This is a genomic window from Kribbella alba (assembly GCF_039529635.1).
GTDB lineage: Bacteria > Actinomycetota > Actinomycetes > Propionibacteriales > Kribbellaceae > Kribbella > Kribbella alba.
Map to the genome: position 1 here is coordinate 101,302 of NZ_BAAANE010000017.1, position 16,033 is coordinate 117,334.

14 protein-coding genes and 1 pseudogene are annotated in these 16,033 nt (G+C 65.8%); 9 read left to right on the forward strand and 6 right to left on the reverse strand.

Annotated elements, in window-relative coordinates:
• Positions 1 to 1,277 precede the first annotated feature (1,277 nt).
• Complete coding sequence (locus ABD210_RS32170) at positions 1,278 to 2,000, forward strand: HNH endonuclease family protein (protein ID WP_344116813.1); 723 nt, start codon at positions 1,278 to 1,280, stop codon at positions 1,998 to 2,000.
• 323 nt (positions 2,001 to 2,323) lie between these two features.
• Here ABD210_RS32170 and ABD210_RS32175 read toward each other — a convergent pair whose 3' ends face one another.
• From ABD210_RS32175 to ABD210_RS32190, 4 genes and pseudogenes are all read right to left on the reverse strand, one after another.
• Positions 2,324 to 2,869 (reverse strand): restriction endonuclease, encoded by a 546-nt coding sequence (locus ABD210_RS32175; RefSeq protein WP_344116815.1) that lies wholly within the window; start codon positions 2,867 to 2,869, stop codon positions 2,324 to 2,326.
• A 354-nt stretch (positions 2,870 to 3,223) separates the two neighbouring features.
• The gene (locus ABD210_RS32180; RefSeq protein WP_344116817.1) at positions 3,224 to 4,252 is read right to left on the reverse strand and encodes a Fic family protein; all 1,029 of its coding nucleotides are present in this window, start codon (positions 4,250 to 4,252) and stop codon (positions 3,224 to 3,226) included.
• A 159-nt stretch (positions 4,253 to 4,411) separates the two neighbouring features.
• Positions 4,412 to 5,288, reverse strand: a pseudogene (locus tag ABD210_RS32185) (IS5 family transposase).
• A gap of 431 nt (positions 5,289 to 5,719) precedes the next feature.
• Positions 5,720 to 5,974, reverse strand: a complete 255-nt coding sequence (locus ABD210_RS32190; protein WP_344116819.1) for a helix-turn-helix domain-containing protein — start codon at positions 5,972 to 5,974, stop codon at positions 5,720 to 5,722.
• Between the two features lie 168 nt (positions 5,975 to 6,142).
• Here ABD210_RS32190 and ABD210_RS32195 point away from each other — a divergent pair, with 168 nt between their 5' ends.
• On the forward strand, positions 6,143 to 6,412 hold the full coding sequence (locus ABD210_RS32195; protein WP_344116820.1) for a hypothetical protein: 270 nt from the start codon (positions 6,143 to 6,145) through the stop codon (positions 6,410 to 6,412).
• A gap of 396 nt (positions 6,413 to 6,808) precedes the next feature.
• Here ABD210_RS32195 and ABD210_RS32200 read toward each other — a convergent pair whose 3' ends face one another.
• Both ABD210_RS32200 and ABD210_RS32205 read right to left on the reverse strand, forming a co-directional pair.
• Positions 6,809 to 7,564: an SAM-dependent methyltransferase gene (locus ABD210_RS32200; protein ID WP_344116822.1), complete on the reverse strand. Its 756-nt coding sequence runs from the start codon at positions 7,562 to 7,564 to the stop codon at positions 6,809 to 6,811.
• The gene (locus ABD210_RS32205) at positions 7,557 to 8,003 is read right to left on the reverse strand and encodes a hypothetical protein (protein WP_344116824.1); all 447 of its coding nucleotides are present in this window, start codon (positions 8,001 to 8,003) and stop codon (positions 7,557 to 7,559) included. Before ABD210_RS32205 ends, ABD210_RS32200 begins: the two co-directional genes overlap by 8 nt.
• Positions 8,004 to 8,865: 862 nt before the next feature.
• On the opposite strand from ABD210_RS32205, the gene ABD210_RS32210 reads away from it, so the two are divergent.
• The 7 genes from ABD210_RS32210 to ABD210_RS32240 all read left to right on the forward strand — a co-directional run bounded on the left by ABD210_RS32210 (position 8,866) and on the right by ABD210_RS32240 (position 15,891).
• On the forward strand, positions 8,866 to 9,597 hold the full coding sequence (locus ABD210_RS32210; RefSeq protein ID WP_344116825.1) for an AfsR/SARP family transcriptional regulator: 732 nt from the start codon (positions 8,866 to 8,868) through the stop codon (positions 9,595 to 9,597).
• Between the two features lie 175 nt (positions 9,598 to 9,772).
• On the forward strand, positions 9,773 to 10,132 hold the full coding sequence (locus ABD210_RS32215; RefSeq protein ID WP_344116827.1) for a hypothetical protein: 360 nt from the start codon (positions 9,773 to 9,775) through the stop codon (positions 10,130 to 10,132).
• 40 nt (positions 10,133 to 10,172) lie between these two features.
• Positions 10,173 to 11,159, forward strand: coding sequence for an aKG-HExxH-type peptide beta-hydroxylase (locus ABD210_RS32220; RefSeq protein ID WP_344116829.1), 987 nt, complete (start codon positions 10,173 to 10,175; stop codon positions 11,157 to 11,159).
• Positions 11,160 to 11,244: 85 nt separating this feature from the next.
• Complete coding sequence (locus ABD210_RS32225) at positions 11,245 to 12,384, forward strand: radical SAM protein (RefSeq protein WP_344116841.1); 1,140 nt, start codon at positions 11,245 to 11,247, stop codon at positions 12,382 to 12,384.
• A gap of 32 nt (positions 12,385 to 12,416) precedes the next feature.
• A complete protein-coding gene (locus tag ABD210_RS32230; RefSeq protein WP_344116830.1) occupies positions 12,417 to 13,463 on the forward strand; it encodes an aKG-HExxH-type peptide beta-hydroxylase in 1,047 nt (348 codons plus the stop codon).
• Positions 13,460 to 14,704, forward strand: coding sequence for a YcaO-like family protein (locus tag ABD210_RS32235; RefSeq protein ID WP_344116832.1), 1,245 nt, complete (start codon positions 13,460 to 13,462; stop codon positions 14,702 to 14,704). Before ABD210_RS32230 ends, ABD210_RS32235 begins: the two co-directional genes overlap by 4 nt.
• On the forward strand, positions 14,701 to 15,891 hold the full coding sequence (locus ABD210_RS32240) for a TfuA-like protein (protein WP_344116834.1): 1,191 nt from the start codon (positions 14,701 to 14,703) through the stop codon (positions 15,889 to 15,891). Before ABD210_RS32235 ends, ABD210_RS32240 begins: the two co-directional genes overlap by 4 nt.
• The last annotated feature ends 142 nt before the right edge of the window (positions 15,892 to 16,033 follow it).

Genomic DNA, 16,033 nt, shown 5'->3' on the forward strand with positions numbered 1-16,033 from the left:
CTGATATATGTCGCGGCTGCCGGCGCAAGCACGCCGGGCGGAGGCGTCCGTGCAACCCAGAACGTGTTTGTCGGGTCCAGATCCTGCCTGACTGTGCTGAGGTAGCGGGCGACGTCCTGATCCATCGCGAAGACAAAGAGCTCGAATCGCTCCCCGAGACCCCTCGACTTGGACCCGGCTTGTACCTGAGCTCGCCAGGAATCAGGGCCACCGCTTGGGTCTTGTTGAACGGACGCTTCGAAGTAGTACAGGCCGGATCCTTGCCTGGTGGCCACGACGAATGCGCTATCTCTATTTGGTTTGCCATCGAAACGCAACTCCACCAGGCACGTCGAGATCACGTCGCCTTTGCCGGGCACCGAGAACCGGACGGTTGTGGGTGTGGGATTGTGGTAGATCACCACAATCCCACCCGTTGCGACGGTCAGCGTTAACGCCGCTGTGAGGGCTCGGCGAGTCCATATTCGACGTCCCGGAATGACCACCGACACAGCACCCGGGACTGCGATTCCGAGGAGCAGGAAGCCAACCACTCGTATAGGCGGAGAGAAGAAGGAAACGCTGACAGCGGTGATGGCCGCCACCCCGAGGGCCAGTAGGTCGGCTGCCAAACTGAAAGCGCTGGGAATGCGTTGCCACCACCGTGGGCCTCCGGGGCCACTCGGACTCGTCATGCAGGTCCCTCCCTTATGGACCGAAGTTGTCAAACCGCGGCATATTGAGCGGCGAGGCACCTCGGGCTGCTGAGAGATACAATTGAGCCCACCGTTTGTCGGCACGCTGCCTGCTCCCCGCAAGGGTCATCGCGCATGAGTCGCAACTGTTACATCGTTAGCGGTGACATGTGTGTCCACTGCGGCCGTATCCGGTGTCCGGCCTGCCGGATTTTCGCGCGCGCCTCGATCGCCCACAGACGGGCGTCAAAGCGCGACGGCCCGGCCACGGCCTTCAGTTCTGCGCAGCGGCACGGACTGCGGAATTGACCGACTGGCTACACCAGGATCCGGGCGACGAGGCGCACAACTGGGGCAATTCACCCGAGTGAAGCCCGGTTTAGGAAACCGACGCACCAAACCTACATACGCCTCTCCAGGCGTCACCAGTTCGGCTGTTCTTGACTCCAGTTGACTCGAATCCACCCCTCTTTGTTCCCACGGTGTTCCCACGCTGAGCTGCTCTGCTGAGCGTGCGCCCAGGCCCCCGGCGCCGTAGCGACTGAGATGAGCTTGGCCGTGTCGGCGGCAGGCGAGATCTCAGCAGTACTTTAAGGTCGCGTGATGCGCCCCCTTCTTGCCGCCCTGATCTTGCTCGGTATCGCGGCTACCGGATGCACCTATCGAGCAGCTGGCGCCGAACCGCTTGGCGCGTCGCCGCCACGGACCACGCCCACCCGTAGCCTCGCCACAGCTTCGCCAGCCACCGGCACGGCGAATCTGATCTCTGCCGAACTCCGCCGAGTCCGTGTCATCGCCGCCCGGCCCGACGTACCTGGATACAAGCGAGACCAGTTTGGGCCGACCTGGACCGACGACCACGCGGGCCGTGGTGGTCACAACGGCTGCGACACTCGCAACGACCTACTCGCGGCCCAGTTGACCGCGGTGCAGTACCGCGGTCGCTCCAGCTGTGTCGTCGTCGCCGGCACGCTTTCCGTTGAGCCGTACACCGGTCGCCGGATCGAGTTCCGCAAGGTCGCCGCGTCCAAGGTACAGATTGACCATCTGTACCCGCTTGCGAGGGCGTGGGACATGGGCGCGGCAGGCTGGCCGTTGCAGCGGCGCGTCGATTTCGCTAACGACGAAGCCGCGAACCTGCTGGCCGTCGACGGACCGGCGAACGCTTCGAAGAACGACGCGGGGCCAGGCGAGTGGCTGCCGCTCAGCCGCGGCTACCGATGCACCTACGTCCTGCGGTACCTGCAGGTCGCCCGCAAGTACACGCTGCCGATCACCGCAGCCGATCGCGACGCCGCCCTGGCGATCACCCGAATCTGCCCGTAGGAAGTCCAGTTACCTCGCGCGGCGGTCACGCGGGTTGACAGCCAGCTGCCAGCGACACGGCTGAGTCAACGACAGACGGATTAGAAGGTCGACGGGCCCCGTTGACAGGGGGCAACCTGAGCGTGATCAGGCATCTCCAGTTCCGGCTTCATCGCCTTCAGCATCACTGGTAGACGCCGGTTCGTTCCCCAGACTGTTCCCCAGGCTCGTGCTCTCGCGCTGCAGGATGAGCTGGCCTGAAGCTCGGGAAGGTGCCATTTGCACTCGTGGAGGCATTCCGACCGCGAGTCGGTCGGACTGGAGTGTCGAGGCGCTGCGCTCGCTCACGTCCACCACTTGGGCCACTCCCCGGTCGCAAGCCAATGAGCGAACTTTTCAGAACGCAGCTCCTCAATCCACGCCGGTGCCACGTCCTCGACCAGGAGATCGGCGGGATAACCCGGGACGCCCTGCAGTCCCGTGACGATCTCGGGTGTCTCTGTGGCAACGACCATCACGCAGGGGTTCTGTGCGGACGAAGCCCGCGCAGCAGCATTGCTAGTGAAACCGGAGTGCGAGTACAGCACGCCATGGCTGGCACCCAGGTCCAGCAGCTTGCCGATGAACTGGTCGACGATCTCCACGTCCACAGCGCGGCGGCGGCGTTTGCACTCGACTGCAACAGATATCTCAAGGCCGACTACCGTCCCAATCGCCCAAACGTCGACCTGACGGGGGCATCCGCTCAGCCGGCCAGGAATCTTCTGATTGTGAACAACGGTCGCCGCCGGATCCAGCGCTGCAAGGAGCTCGCGCACCGAAAGTTCGTAGCGCTTCCAGAGCGGGGCGCCGGGTATCTGGTCCTGCTCGTCATTGAGTCGGGGAGCCATCAAGGAATGCTAGCCGAGCACGGGGTGCGTTCTAATCGCTGGAGCAGCGCAGCGACCGTTGCACCCCGACGACCTACGACTCTCCAGCCATTAACCAGTCAACTCATGTTCGGTCGATCTTGACTCCAGTTAACTCAGATTGACATCTCTTTGCTCCGGTGGTCTTCCCACGCTGAACTGGGGTAGCGTGCGGCCGGGTTTAGCCAGCCACCGCACTGCACTGTCGCGTCAGTCTCCCTGACCCGAGCCGGGTCGATCTGTGCCGGGTCCCCGCATTGAGCCGCTGCCTGTGGGTCGCGGTGACTGTCGCAGTCAGAGGCCGAGGTAGTCCCACACCTGTCCGTAGAGGGTGGCCTATCCAGGATTCGGTTCGAACGCGGCACGGATGAGTCCGACCAAGCCGTCAAGGTTGCCGTTGTCCGCGCTGTGTAGGGCGGCGTAGTAGGCCGCGCGATCCATCACTAGGTCTGGAGCGATTCCCGCTCCGAGCAGCTCCCTGGCGGCCTGGTCAACCACCAGGCGCGCAAGCGTTCCATTGCCGTCTAGGAAGGGGGCGATCTCGACCAGACCGTAGTGGAACTCGGCCAGAAGTCGCAGTACGGTCTCGCGGTCCGCACCCCGGGCTGTTTGGTAAGCCCCTCTCCACCAGGCCAAGAAGTCCGTGAGTCGGCCGGGGAGCTCTTCCGGAGGTGGGGGACGAAAGCGAGGCGATCCGTCCTGCCCGCGGATGGTGGTCTGAAGGCCGCGGAGCTGACCTCCAATCGTGGACTGCCGGCTGTCGTTCACCATTGCGTGGTGGAGCAGTTGAAGTGCCGAGGGGTTCAACTGTGAAATCGCGCTGCTACCGAGGCCGTCCCAGTGCTGGCCGGTCTCCCGCACGCTGCGAAGCAGGCGCTGCATTTGATCCTGGTTCACAGAGCTGAAGAATGCCACCTGCTCTTCTTCCGACATCGGCCGGCGAAGATACTCCAGCCGCAGGCCGTATCCGATCGGTGAGTCGAGCAGGTTGCGGATGCGCTCAAGATGGAAGACTTGATCCTCAGGGCTGCCGAGTCGTTGCAGTTCGGCGCGCCGCCCAACGGGGAGATGCTGATTTACAAAGAAGGCGAATCCGTCAGCTCCGTTCGCTCTGACACCGGCGCGGTCAGAGACGAACTTGGCGCGGACTTCCGAGAACGGCGGAATGGTGGAGGGAAAGTAGACGGCTGCCACGATGAGCCGACCGTCGCGGCGTGCAAGAATATCCTTCTTGCCGTCGGGTCCACCGAGCGTGCTCTGTGGATCGATGTCTGCGTAGCCGCTGACTGACAGAAGGCCAGCGCAGAGGCGTTCGGCTTGGATCTGGCCGTAGCGCCAGTCTCGCAGGTCCGCCTCAGTCGACACGCCGCGAGATACTACCGTGGGCGGCCTGGCCGACGGACTGTGAGTGGGGTTACGACTGCACTCCGGCCAGATCCGTCGGTGCGGCTGGTGGTCCGGGACAGCCCGAGATTCGCCCGTTGCCCAATCGCACCCTGCGACCTACGGATTAGGCCGTGTCTGCTAATTGCGGACGCGGTGGTAGGTGACGATCGCGGCGAGGAGTACGCCGCCGAGGTAGGTCAGTGCGTACTTGTCGTAGCGGGTGGCGATGCCGCGCCAGTTCTTGAGGCGGTTGAAGCCGCGTTCGACGGTGTTGCGGTGGCGGTAGAGGTCGGGGTTAAAGCCAGGCGGTCGGCCGCCTCGTGATCCCTTCGTCTTGCGGTGCTCGATCTGGTCGGATCGCTGCGGGATGGTGTGCGGGATTCTCAACGCGCGCAGGTGTTTGCGGGTTGAGGGGTGTGAGTAGGCCCTGTCTGCCAGGAGTCGGAATCCGCCGTTGGAGATGCTGCGGTGGGCGGTCAGCAGCGGGGCCAGCATCGGGTTGTCGCCGGCCTGTCCCGGCGACAGGGCCACGGTGAGCGGGCAGCACAACGCGTCGGTCAGGGCGTGGATCTTGGTCGTCCATCCGCCACGGGAGCGGCCCAGAGCATGGTCAGCGGGTTCGCCGGGCAGATTCTTGTGATTCGATCCTGCCCCCTGTGTCGTCGTGGAACCGGCCGCCGGCCGCGTGCTGGTGGGCGCGGATGCTGGTCGAGTCGGCCGAGATCAGGCTCACCAGGTCAGACCCGTCGGCGGGCGCGGCTGCGCGCACCGCGGCGAACATCTTCGCGTAGGTTCCATCGACAGACCAGCGACGGTGGCGCTCCCAGATCGACTGCCAGGCTCCGAAATGCTCCGGGAGATCCCGCCACGGCGAACCCGTCCGGTACCGCCACGCGATCGCCTCCAGCGTCAGCCGATGATCGTTCCAGGGACGACCCCGACGACCAGCACCGGACGGAAGAACCGGCTCGATCACGGCCCACAACTCATCAGAAATCACCTCAGCACGAAGCACCAGCCGATCATCGCCCACCCCACACCACCGATTTAGCAGACACGCCCTAGAAGGTGGACGGACACGGTTATCACGCCTCTAATGGCGGAACTCTGACCTACTTCAGTTCGCTCGCTATTCACTCTGGCTGACCGCAGTGGTTTCGGCCGGATTCCCACAGAGATTCTCAGGGATAGATCAGGCGGTGCAGGACATGATCCACCCGGGGGACCGGAGGGACGAGCCGACTTCGTCGGCGCTGTAGAGCGTGTGTTTCCCTCTCCCGTCGTGCCAATTCTGGCCCGACACGACTTCCGCGCGACTGCCGTGCCTACGTCGGCTCCTGGCATCCGGGCCAACAGCGGCGCACCCCAAGCATCACCTGGCCGACAATCGTCCCGACGACCGTAATCCACGTGGTCTTCCGCCATGAGCAACTTGGGCGGTGCCGCCTACGACTCCAGGCCGAGCGCCCGGACCACGTCCTCATCGGCGCCGCGGAGCAGCTCTCGCAGGTCGATGCCGAGGGCAACGCACAACGCCGCCGCGTCGGCCACGGTGACGCGGCGAGTCCCGGCCTCCAGCGCTGAGACCGTCGGACGACTCCAGCCCATTTCGTCGGCGAGATCCTCCTGCCGAAGCCGACGCCGTGCCCTGGCGGCGCGGACGTTCTCCGCGACCAGTTGATCGATCTCCTCCGGCGTCATGACCCCCATACTCCACGCCGTCCCGGCTGTCGTCATGTCGCGAAATCAATCCTGTGGTATAGCAATAGAACACTCGGAAAGTTGCAGCCTCGCCAAGTCAGCTTTACTGTCTATAGGTAAGAAAACCTGACGTAGAGGAACCGCCATGATGCACGTCCACTCGTACCCATGCTGCCCTGCCGTGGGCACCCGATGACCGGCGCGATGATCGATGCGGCCCGCATAGACGCCGCGCTCCGCGTCGCCGCGCCGTGCGAGGCGCGACTGGCCGCTCTCCGCGTCATCGTCGACGAGGCCCTAGGCGTACTCCCCGCTCCGGCCGGTCCTGTCGAGCGGGACGCGGCGGGCTGGCCGATCCTGCGGCCCGGCTGCGGCGCCCGGCCGCTACCGGACGACGGCACCGCGTGGGAGCGCTACGACGACCCGCAGGCCGACTGATCCGGCAGACCGCACAACCGATCCGGACCGGTGACCGGACAGACTGCCGAATACGTCTCTTGCGGATCAAGGAGCCGCTGACGGCGGCGCACCGCCCTACCGCCCTTGCGGGCGGCGTCGGGGCGCCGTTCTCGGGCTCGCCGGGTGGAGCCGGTGGCGAATTACCCAGCGAACGCCGCAGGGCTCTGCCCTGCACCCGGTCCTCCCTCAGAGAGGCAGCGCCGGCTCCTCTAACATCGAATGGCCACCGCGAGCGGCTTACCCGGAGCCCGCGCAGGGCGCCAGGCCAAGCCTGACGGTCGACGCGTCGAGCCTGGCGCCCTGCGCAGAACCCGGGTGCGGACAAGTTGTCCGACCGATGGGAGAGCAGCCCTCAGGCACCACCCCGCGTGGGTCCTAGCTGTTGCGTCGGGCGACGACTCGGGAGAAGCCGAGCATTCGGCCGGTGTCGGTACGAAGCATCTGAGCTTCCCATTCCGGCGCGCCACTGTCGCGGTCGCACGCTTCGTTCCACTGCAACCAGTCTCGCCAACCGTCGGGCAGCCGATCGGCGACCTTAACGGTGACCAGACCGGTTTTCTCCCAGTGCTGGCGCCACCAGGCAGGGCTGTGCCAAGCACAGAAGTCCCACTTCCAGTAGGGCTCAAGGCCCGGAGGGGGAAGCGTCTCGCACTCCTCGGCCAGACCCGGAAGGACGATGCCGATCTGCCCGCCGCGTTTCACGAAGCGTGAGTAGTAGCCGAGATAGAGGTCATCGGTGCCGAAGTAGTGGTAGGCGCCGATGCTGACGAGGGCGTCGAAGAAGTGCTCGGCGAAGGGCAACGCATGGGCTTCGGCGTAGATCGGGTGAACCTGGTCTTGTACGTGAGACTCGGCCACGCGCCGCAAGTTCTCGTCGGGCTTGACCCACAGGTCAGTCGCCCACACCTCGACCCCGAACTCTTTGGCAAGGAAGATCGAGCTCAAAGCGGTTCCACAACCCATGTCGAGTACCCGCATACCGGCCTCGAGCGGCATGACATCGGTCAATGCCTCCGTCTGCCACACGGGGTTTGGCCCCATCACCCCATCGACCATCCAGCGAGCCGAGTATCGAGCCGACCGTGGGTACCGTTCGTTACTCAGCAGCACAGCGAGTTCGTCGTCATCCACGCGGCCAAAGTGTGGGGGAGTACCTGCAACCAGGCAAGCGAATATCCGCGGATATCCGCGGACGCCGGCGCGGCCAGTCGATTGTTCTCAATCGATTCCGAGGTTCGACTTCATTCATCCTTGCTGCCAACAGGTCGAGCAGGGAGGCACAGGGTTGAATCGACGAGTTCGATGGACTTCTTGCGCCTCTCGGTGACGTATGCCGTACCCCTCCCATGATCGCCATGATCGCGACGACCGGCAGGACGATCTTGCGGTTAAGCTTCACGCCCTTCATCGCCTCCTGGACCTGCTGTGGCTCGGGGGCGATCTCCATTAAATGCTTGAAGATGCGCCCGTTCGCGACCTCGCGAACAACACTCCCACTGCGAAAGAGCTTGCCGGCGAGTATGCGCAACTCGATCTCGGGCGGCACGTAGAGGACGGGCTGAGTGATCACGGCGCTTCCTTCGAGCGGTTCGGGTTGAGGCAGCGATCGTAACGTCAGGCATCACACTCGTCCTGAATTGTTAGAGCCCCGCCGCCACGTATCGCATTGGCTCAGAGGATCCGGCCGTCATCAAGCGGTGGCCGCCTTGCGTCCGGGGCCGCCACACCGCCAGATCACGAACTCCGGCTGTCGTACTAGGAAGTGCACGATCCTCAAGGCTGCGGGTCGCGGTCGCCGAAACCAGGCACGAACGTGAGGTTCTGCCGAGGTAGCGCGCAAGTGCCGCCGCCCGCTCCCGTACCGGTACCGCCAAACCAACTCCGGCCAAGAACTACATGGGGTGGACAGTAGTGATAGGGGATCACGGTGCGCTGCCGACAGCCCAATTCGTGCAGCGCCTCGGCCCGCCGGTTTCCGAGGAGGCTATAGGCGCCCGAGGATCTCGGACTTCTTGCCGTTGAATTCGACTCCGACAGGACACCCGCATCCCTCAGTTCGGCAAGCTTCTTCAGTTGCGCGAGATCGTCCAAAGGAGCGGACGCTGGCGGGTTGCTGCGCTGGGCAATCGACTGCTCAATTTCGCGCGAAGAGCATCAAACTATGCCATCTGCTGTTCCCACGCTGAACTGCTGAGCGTGGACCCCCATGTGGAGCCGTGCGCGGCTGAGCTAGTCGCGGAAGCTACGGTCCAAGCGCGCTCTAGCTGTTGCAAGTCAGACTGCGGGCACTAAGAATTGATGCCAGGGGAGTGACCGGTCGTCGAGCATGTGATGGTGCCTCGCTGGGCGCGAAGTGGTGGTTATGGGGAAGCCGGATCGCCGGGTCGATGGTCGGCCGCAGGTGTCTCCCGGTCGGCACTCGGGGGGAAACCATGCTGAATCCGGCAGTGCACTATCGGCTAGAGGTTCTCGGTGGTTTTCGGCTGAAGCGTGATACCCATCAACTCGTATCGGTACGTCCGAGTTGTAGACGATTGGTGGGACTGTTGGCCGTGACCGGTCCGCAGCATCGAATGGAGGCAGCTGAAGCGCTGTGGCCAGGGCTGGGCGAGCGCCAAGGTCAATCAAACCTTCGAACCGTGCTGTGGCGGCTGCGGCAGCAGGAAGGCGAGCTCGTCACTGATGACAATGGATATGTCTCTCTGATCGGTGTCGAGGTCGACCTCACCGATGTGGTCGATTGGTGTCGGGCCAACCTTGGCGAAAGCGTCCCAGGGCCTATGCCGCCAGAGGCGGTCGCCCATGACGTACTACCTGGCTGGCCGGACAATTGGCTTCTACTGCCGCGCGAAGAGTTGCAGGTGCTGAAGGTCCATGCACTGGATGCCGCTGGTAATAATGCCCTGACGGCGGGCCACTTTGGTGATGCCTGCCATCTGGCAAGGATTGCCATCAGTCTCGATCCGCTACGCGAATCCTCGAACAGACTCCTTATTCAGATCTATCTCCGCGAGGGTAACCCAGTCGATGCGGTGCGCCACTACAGGCTTTTCGCGGCACGCCTGCGCGACGAGATCGGCGCCGACCCGAGCCCTGACACGACGGCCCTGGTCGCAGGCAATCCACCTGGTCAGGAGTTCTCCAGTGGCGAAAATCACGGGTGAGGCAGTCCTGAGGCGCTAACGCGGCGGCGGCGCGGCGCTGCTGAGACGACTGCTCTGCGAGCTTTCCAGCTAGGTATCCCCGCGATGCGCGGAACAGACGCCCGCGCCACGATCCTCGGGCGGGCGTCGCGTCCCAAGGCACGGGGATCGCCCATACGCCATCCAGGGAGGAAGTATGCCTGACACCCCAGACAAGGGCGCGCCCGAGACCGTCCAAGCGGCCTTGAAGCGAACGATCGAGATAAATCTCGCCCGCGAGAAGGCACTAACGGAGATGGACATCCCCGGCGGGGCGGCGTTTCACTCGAACGGGATCATCTTCAGCAAATCCGGAAACGGCACGCCGTTCTCCAATGGGTTGATCTTTAGCAAGACCGGCACGGTCTCGCTGGAGGAGATGACGACGCTTGAGGGTCAGGACCTGCTGGAGGGACTCACCTCAGCCGACGAGGCAACGTTTAACCAGTTCACGTCGCGGCTGATGGCCATCAAACAGGCCAAAGCCGCGACCAAACGGCAAACCGGCGAGGAGTGACGGCACCAGGATGTGGGACTGGATCCCGGACTCGACCCCATTGCTGCGAGCGCTCGGCCAGTCGGCTGAGCGCTGGCAGCCCCACCCGGGCCTGGCACTCGATCGCTCGCGCCTGTCGACCGCCTTGGTCGACGGCGCTGGCCAGGCTGCGCCTTGGCTGCGCCATCCGTGCGTGAGCCGCTTGACCCGTGGCGAGCCCGCCACCGCCTACCGCGACCTGGTCCTTGCGCTTTGGACCGCAGCCCACACCGACGCCGACCTCGGGTCCGTTACGATCTCTACGCCGGTTACGATCTGGACCGCCGGCGGCGACGTCGAGCTCCCCGCCGGTCGCCACGAACTGTGCACTGTGGCCGAGACCATGAAGGCGGTCACCCCGATCGCAGTCTCCGTCGACGTGTGGTGCACGACTACGGGTCTGCGCAGCCCTGGCGCGTACGCCATCGACGACGACCTCACCGTCCACGAGGGGCTCACCCGCGACCTCAACCACTTTGTGCGGATCATGCACGTTGTCGCGACACGGCTGCCCGAACTGACGCATTGGCTCACCTCGGCGACCAAGGTTGTGCGGCCGCTCGTGCCGGTACCCGGCTGCTCCCGCAGCACCCATTATCCCGACATCGCCGGTCTGATCGAGGCCGACCTGTCGCGCGGCATCGCCCAAACGATTGAACTGGTCACCCATGAGACCGCCCATCTCCATCTTCGGGCGGCGCAGGCCGACGACCCGCTCGTCGACCCCGGCGACAACGGGCGCTACCCCTCGCCACTCCGACCAGAGCCTCGCCCGCTGGTCGGCATCCTGCTCGCATATCACGCCCTCGCCTACATCGCCGCCGCGCTGTGCGACGCTGCCGAGGGTGGCCTGCTCGACGAAACCGTCGAGGCCTACGTGCGGTCCGACGTCGAGCCCAAGCGCGACGACGCCAGGGCCGTGCTCGACGGCGCGGAGGGTCAGCTCACCGACGCGGGGCGCCGCTTCCTCCGCCAAACCCACGAGGTGTCCGACTGTGTCAACATCTGAGCCCGTCCCCTTCACCCGACGCCTGCCAGAACGGGACAGAGTCCCGCTTGATCCGGCGTCGTTGCGCGGCCGGACGCTCGCCTTCGTGTTCAAGGTCGCTTCGCGCTGCAACCTCAACTGCTCGTACTGCTACGTCTACAACAAGGGGGATGAGACCTGGCGAGACCGCCCCCGGTTCATGTCGGACGACGTCGTTGCTGCTGGCATCGACCGCATCCGTCGCTGGTGCGAACAGGCCGAGCAGCGCCGAGTACAGGTAACGTTTCATGGAGGCGAGCCCCTCCTGGCCGGCCGGGCCCGCTTCGACCGCTGGTGCACCGCCATCCGTAACGGCTTAGCCGGCACCGCCGACGTGCGGTTCAATATTCAGACCAACGCCACGCTGATCGACGATGACTGGGCCGAACTGTTTCTGGCTCACGGAATTGAGGTCGGGGTTTCGATCGACGGGCCCGCTGCCGTCCACGACGCCCAGCGGGTCGACATCCACGGGGCCGGGTCGCACGCTCGCGTCGTCCGCGGCGTCGAAACACTCCACGCTCACGGGGTGTGGGCCGGCGCGCTGGCCGTGATCCAACTCGGCGCCGACGGGGTCGCGGTCCATCGCCACCTCCGCTCTCTTGGCTTTCGACACGTGAACTACCTGCTACCGGACTTCACGCACGACACCATCGGCCCCGTGCGGGCACAGTTCGGAGCGACGCCTGTAGCGGACTACCTGTTACCGCTGTTCGACGAGTGGTGGTTCGACGATCCTCTGCGGATCCGCATCCCGTTGTTCGTGGCCGTCACCCGGCTCCTGCTCGGCGGAGCGTCGAACATCGACATGGTGGGTAACGAGCCTTTCGGGTTCGTCTTCATCGAGGCCGATGGCGCCATAGAGGACCTCGACTCGCTGCGAGTCTGCCGCAACGGGATGGCCGGCACCGGGCTCAACGTATTCACGGACGAAGCCTCCGACATCGCGACGCTGTCGTCGGTCCACCGGGCGGCGATGTTCGATGGGCTAGCCGTCCCCACCGCGTGCGCGCCTTGTCCCGAACACGCCACCTGCCGGGGCGGCTACCTCACCCACCGCTACTCGGCCGCGACAGGCTTCGACAACCCCAGTGTGTGGTGCGCCGACCTCCTGGCTCTGTTCACCCACGCTAGAGAGCGCCTCGACGTCGACGTCGAAGAGACCGCGGTTCGCCGCCAGGCACTTGAGCAGATGGTCCCGCGATGATTATCGGCAACCACGCCGGGCTCAGCGGCGTTGTGGACGCGCTGACGTGGTCGGACGACGCCGCGCTGGCCCGCCGGCTCAACCGCGAGTTCGTGGCCCGCGTGCGCGAGCAGTTGGCCCAGCAGGCGCCCGTCGACGTCTTGGACGCCTTGGCCGAACTCCCAGTTGCAACCCGGCGGAGGCTGGAGTTGGCACCTGAGGTGACCCGGCGGGTCTTGTTCGAGGACCCGCCGCCGCCCGAACTGGGGCCTTTCCTGCGGGGCGCGATCGCGTTCGAGGAAGGTAACGCGCGCCGTGGCGCATGGTCGGCGCTGGGCGACGCCTGGATAGGGTCGACGAGGACGATCGATCGCTGGCCTCAGATCCCCGACGCCCCGCCGCTCGACTTCGGCAGCCCTTGGGCAACGCGGATCGACCTGACCGGTCGGCATGAGTTTGCCAACCAGCACCGTCCTCCACCGCGCGCCGCCGACGCCGCAGAGGTCCACGAACGCCTGACGCGGGCGTGGGACGTCATCGGCGCCCTCTCACCCACGATCGCCGACTTCGTGCGGTCATCGACCAACGTCATCGTTATCCAGACCGATGCCAACGCGCCCCAACAAGTGTCATCGGGCACTAACGGCATCTACGTCGGGCGCACGTTCATCACCAACGCTCACGTCGAGGGCGCCACGACCGAAGCGCTGATGGAGGCGATCGTGCACGAGTCCATTCACGGGCTGCTCCAGCGCGACGTCCTCGACAATCCTTTCGTGCCTGGCGCGGGAGACGACGAGACCCCGGCGGTGGCCTCGCCATGGACCGGCCGCCCGCTTCCGGTGCGCGCCTTCCTCGAAGCCAGCTTCGTCTGGTTCGGGCTGGTTCAGCTCTGGGCCCAGGCGTGCGCCGCCGCGGACTCTGAGGCCGTCGAGCCGACCGAGGCTCGACGGCGTCTTCTTCGGGCGGTACGCGGTTTCGTCGACGGCTCCCTGGTCGATCGGCTGGCGTGCTGGCGCGAAGACGTCAGGAGCGACCTGGTGCCGCTCCTCGACGCGATGCAGGAGGGAGTCCTTCGCGCTGCGGGTGCGCTCGCATGACTGGAGCCGCTCCGGCGCCGACGGTTGGCCCTACTGCTTTCAACATCGGGACACACCGGTCCGTGCCACCTGCCGTGACAGCGGAACGCATCCGGGGACGGCTGAGCGAGTTCGGCATCACCCGGGTCGCCGAGCTCACTGGGCTCGACCACGTCGGCATCCCAGTGATGGCCGCATACCGGCCGGCAGCCACGTCGTTGGTCGTGTCGATGGGCAAGGGTCTGACGGCCGACGCCGCGTACGCCTCAGCGACGATGGAGTCGATCGAACTTTGGCACGCCGAGCGCCCCGCACTCGACATCGTCGTGGGGTCGGCTCGGGCATTGGCTCACGACCATGAAATCGTTGACTGGTCGACGATGTCACGCGTCGCCCGGCAGACGTTCGACGAGAATACGACGACCGCATGGGTTGTCGCCCGGTCGTTCACCGACGGGCGACCAGCGCTCGTGCCTTACGGCGTCGTGCACACCGACGGCACCGCCGCGGAGCGCGGCGATGGTGGCCATTTCCTCTGCACAAGCAACGGGCTGGCCTCCGGCAATGTCGCCGTCGAGGCCCAGGTGCACGCCCTTTGCGAACTGATCGAGCGCGACGCCACCACCACCTGGCGCCTCGCCGGACGGCGGCTCGACACCGTCGTCGCCGCGGAGGCCGTCACCGATCCGGCCGCCCGCGAACTGCTCGGGCGTCTCGCCGCCGCGGGCCTGCGGGCGGTCGTTGACGACATCACAAGCGATATCGGCATCCCGACCGCGCACTGCACCGTTTTCGAGCCAACCGACGACCCCGACGCCTGCGTCCTGGCGACTGCCGGAATGGGGACCCACCCAGATCCCTCAGTAGCCCTGGCCCGGGCCGTAACTGAGGCCGCCCAAAGCCGGCTCGCACTGATTAGCGGCGCGCGCGACGATCTCTTCCGACCGCATTACCAGCCGCCCGAAGACGCCGACCTGCTCTACCTTGCCATGACGAGGCGGTGGGAGACAGCCCGTGTCTCCCGTCGGGCTTGGCTGGCGACCACCGGGCCGCCCGTCGCCACCCTAGAAGGAGACCTCGCCCTAGTGGTCGATGAGCTGGGCAGGCACGGATTGGAGGCTTGGTGGGTAGACCTGACGATGCCCGGGATCGGGGTCGCCGTGGGCCGCGCGGTCGTGCCCGGTCTCGAGATGCTCAACGACGTCGCCCACTACACGCCGGGGCCGCGAGCCCGGGCGGTCGCAATGTCGGGGTCGGCGTGAGCACGGCGGCGCCGATCGTGTTCCTGGGACCGACCATGCCCGTCGACGAGGCGGCAGCGGTGCTGGCGGCCGACTACCGCCCACCAGTCGAGCTCGGCGACGTCTGGCGGGCGACGCAGGAACGGCCGCTCGCGATCGGGATCGTGGACGGGTTCTTCCACTCCGTCCCTGCGGTATGGCACAAGGAGATCCTCTTCGCGATGGCGGCTGGGATCCCCGTTTACGGCGCGGCTAGCATGGGAGCGCTACGGGCGAGTGAACTGGCCGAATTCGGGATGCGACCGGTCGGGGCCATCGCCAACGCCTACTGCGACGGCACTCTCACGGCGGACGACGAAGTCGTGCTCGCCCACGCCGCCAGCGACGACGACTACCGGGCCTTCTCAGTCCCATTGGTGAACGTGCGGGCCACTTTGGCTATGGCGGTCACCGCCGGCATTCTGGCGGCGCCCTCTGCGGACCGGGTGCTGGCCACGGCCCGGGCGTGCTATTACACCGACCGTCGTTGGCCCGACCTCGTGGCGCGAGCCGGCCTGAACACCGTCGAGCAAGCGCGCTTCAAGGCTTGGTTGCCAGCCGGCGCCGTCGACCAGAAGCAGGCCGACGCACGGGAGCTACTGCGGCGGATCGGCGAGGACCTCGCCGCTTCCAAGGCCGCGCCGACCGATGTCGGTATCGGCCTTGGGGGCTTCCCTGCCAGCGACCTCTGGGTCGAGCTGGTGGCGCGCGAGACGCCGTGGACGGCTTTGCGCGAGGAGCTGCACCTGCTGAGTGTGCACGTCACCATGACTCCGGAGCGCCTCGGCCGCGGTGAGGTCCCGATGCCGATCGACGACTGGGCCGAGTGCTGGCGGCGTCTCCGGTGCAAAGACGCCCTAGCCCCAGTGACTCCGCCGCCAGACGCGACCGGCACGGACGAGCTTCTCGACTGGTTCTTTGGTGAGCGGCTGGGCTGGCCGGACAACATTGACCGGTTCCTACGCGACCGTGGCTGGACCGACGCAGCCGTCGTGGTCGCCGTTGCCGCCCGGGAAGCCGCCTACCTCAGGTGCGCCGCTCTGGCTCAGTCGGCGCTCGATCGCAGATCAGGGGATTACGAGAGCCATGCCACTTGCCGCACAGGCCAACTTCAGGCGACAGGACTCGGCGTTCTGCCCCCTCAGGGCAACGTCAGCCACCCTAGTTGACGCGACTTGATGTCACGAGGAATGTCACGGGATGCCGGGGCCGCCGGCATCCCGGCAACATCCCTAGGTCATCGACTAGGCCGTGTCTGCTAATTGCGGACGCGGTGGTAGGTGACGATCGCGGCGAGGAGTACGCCGCCGA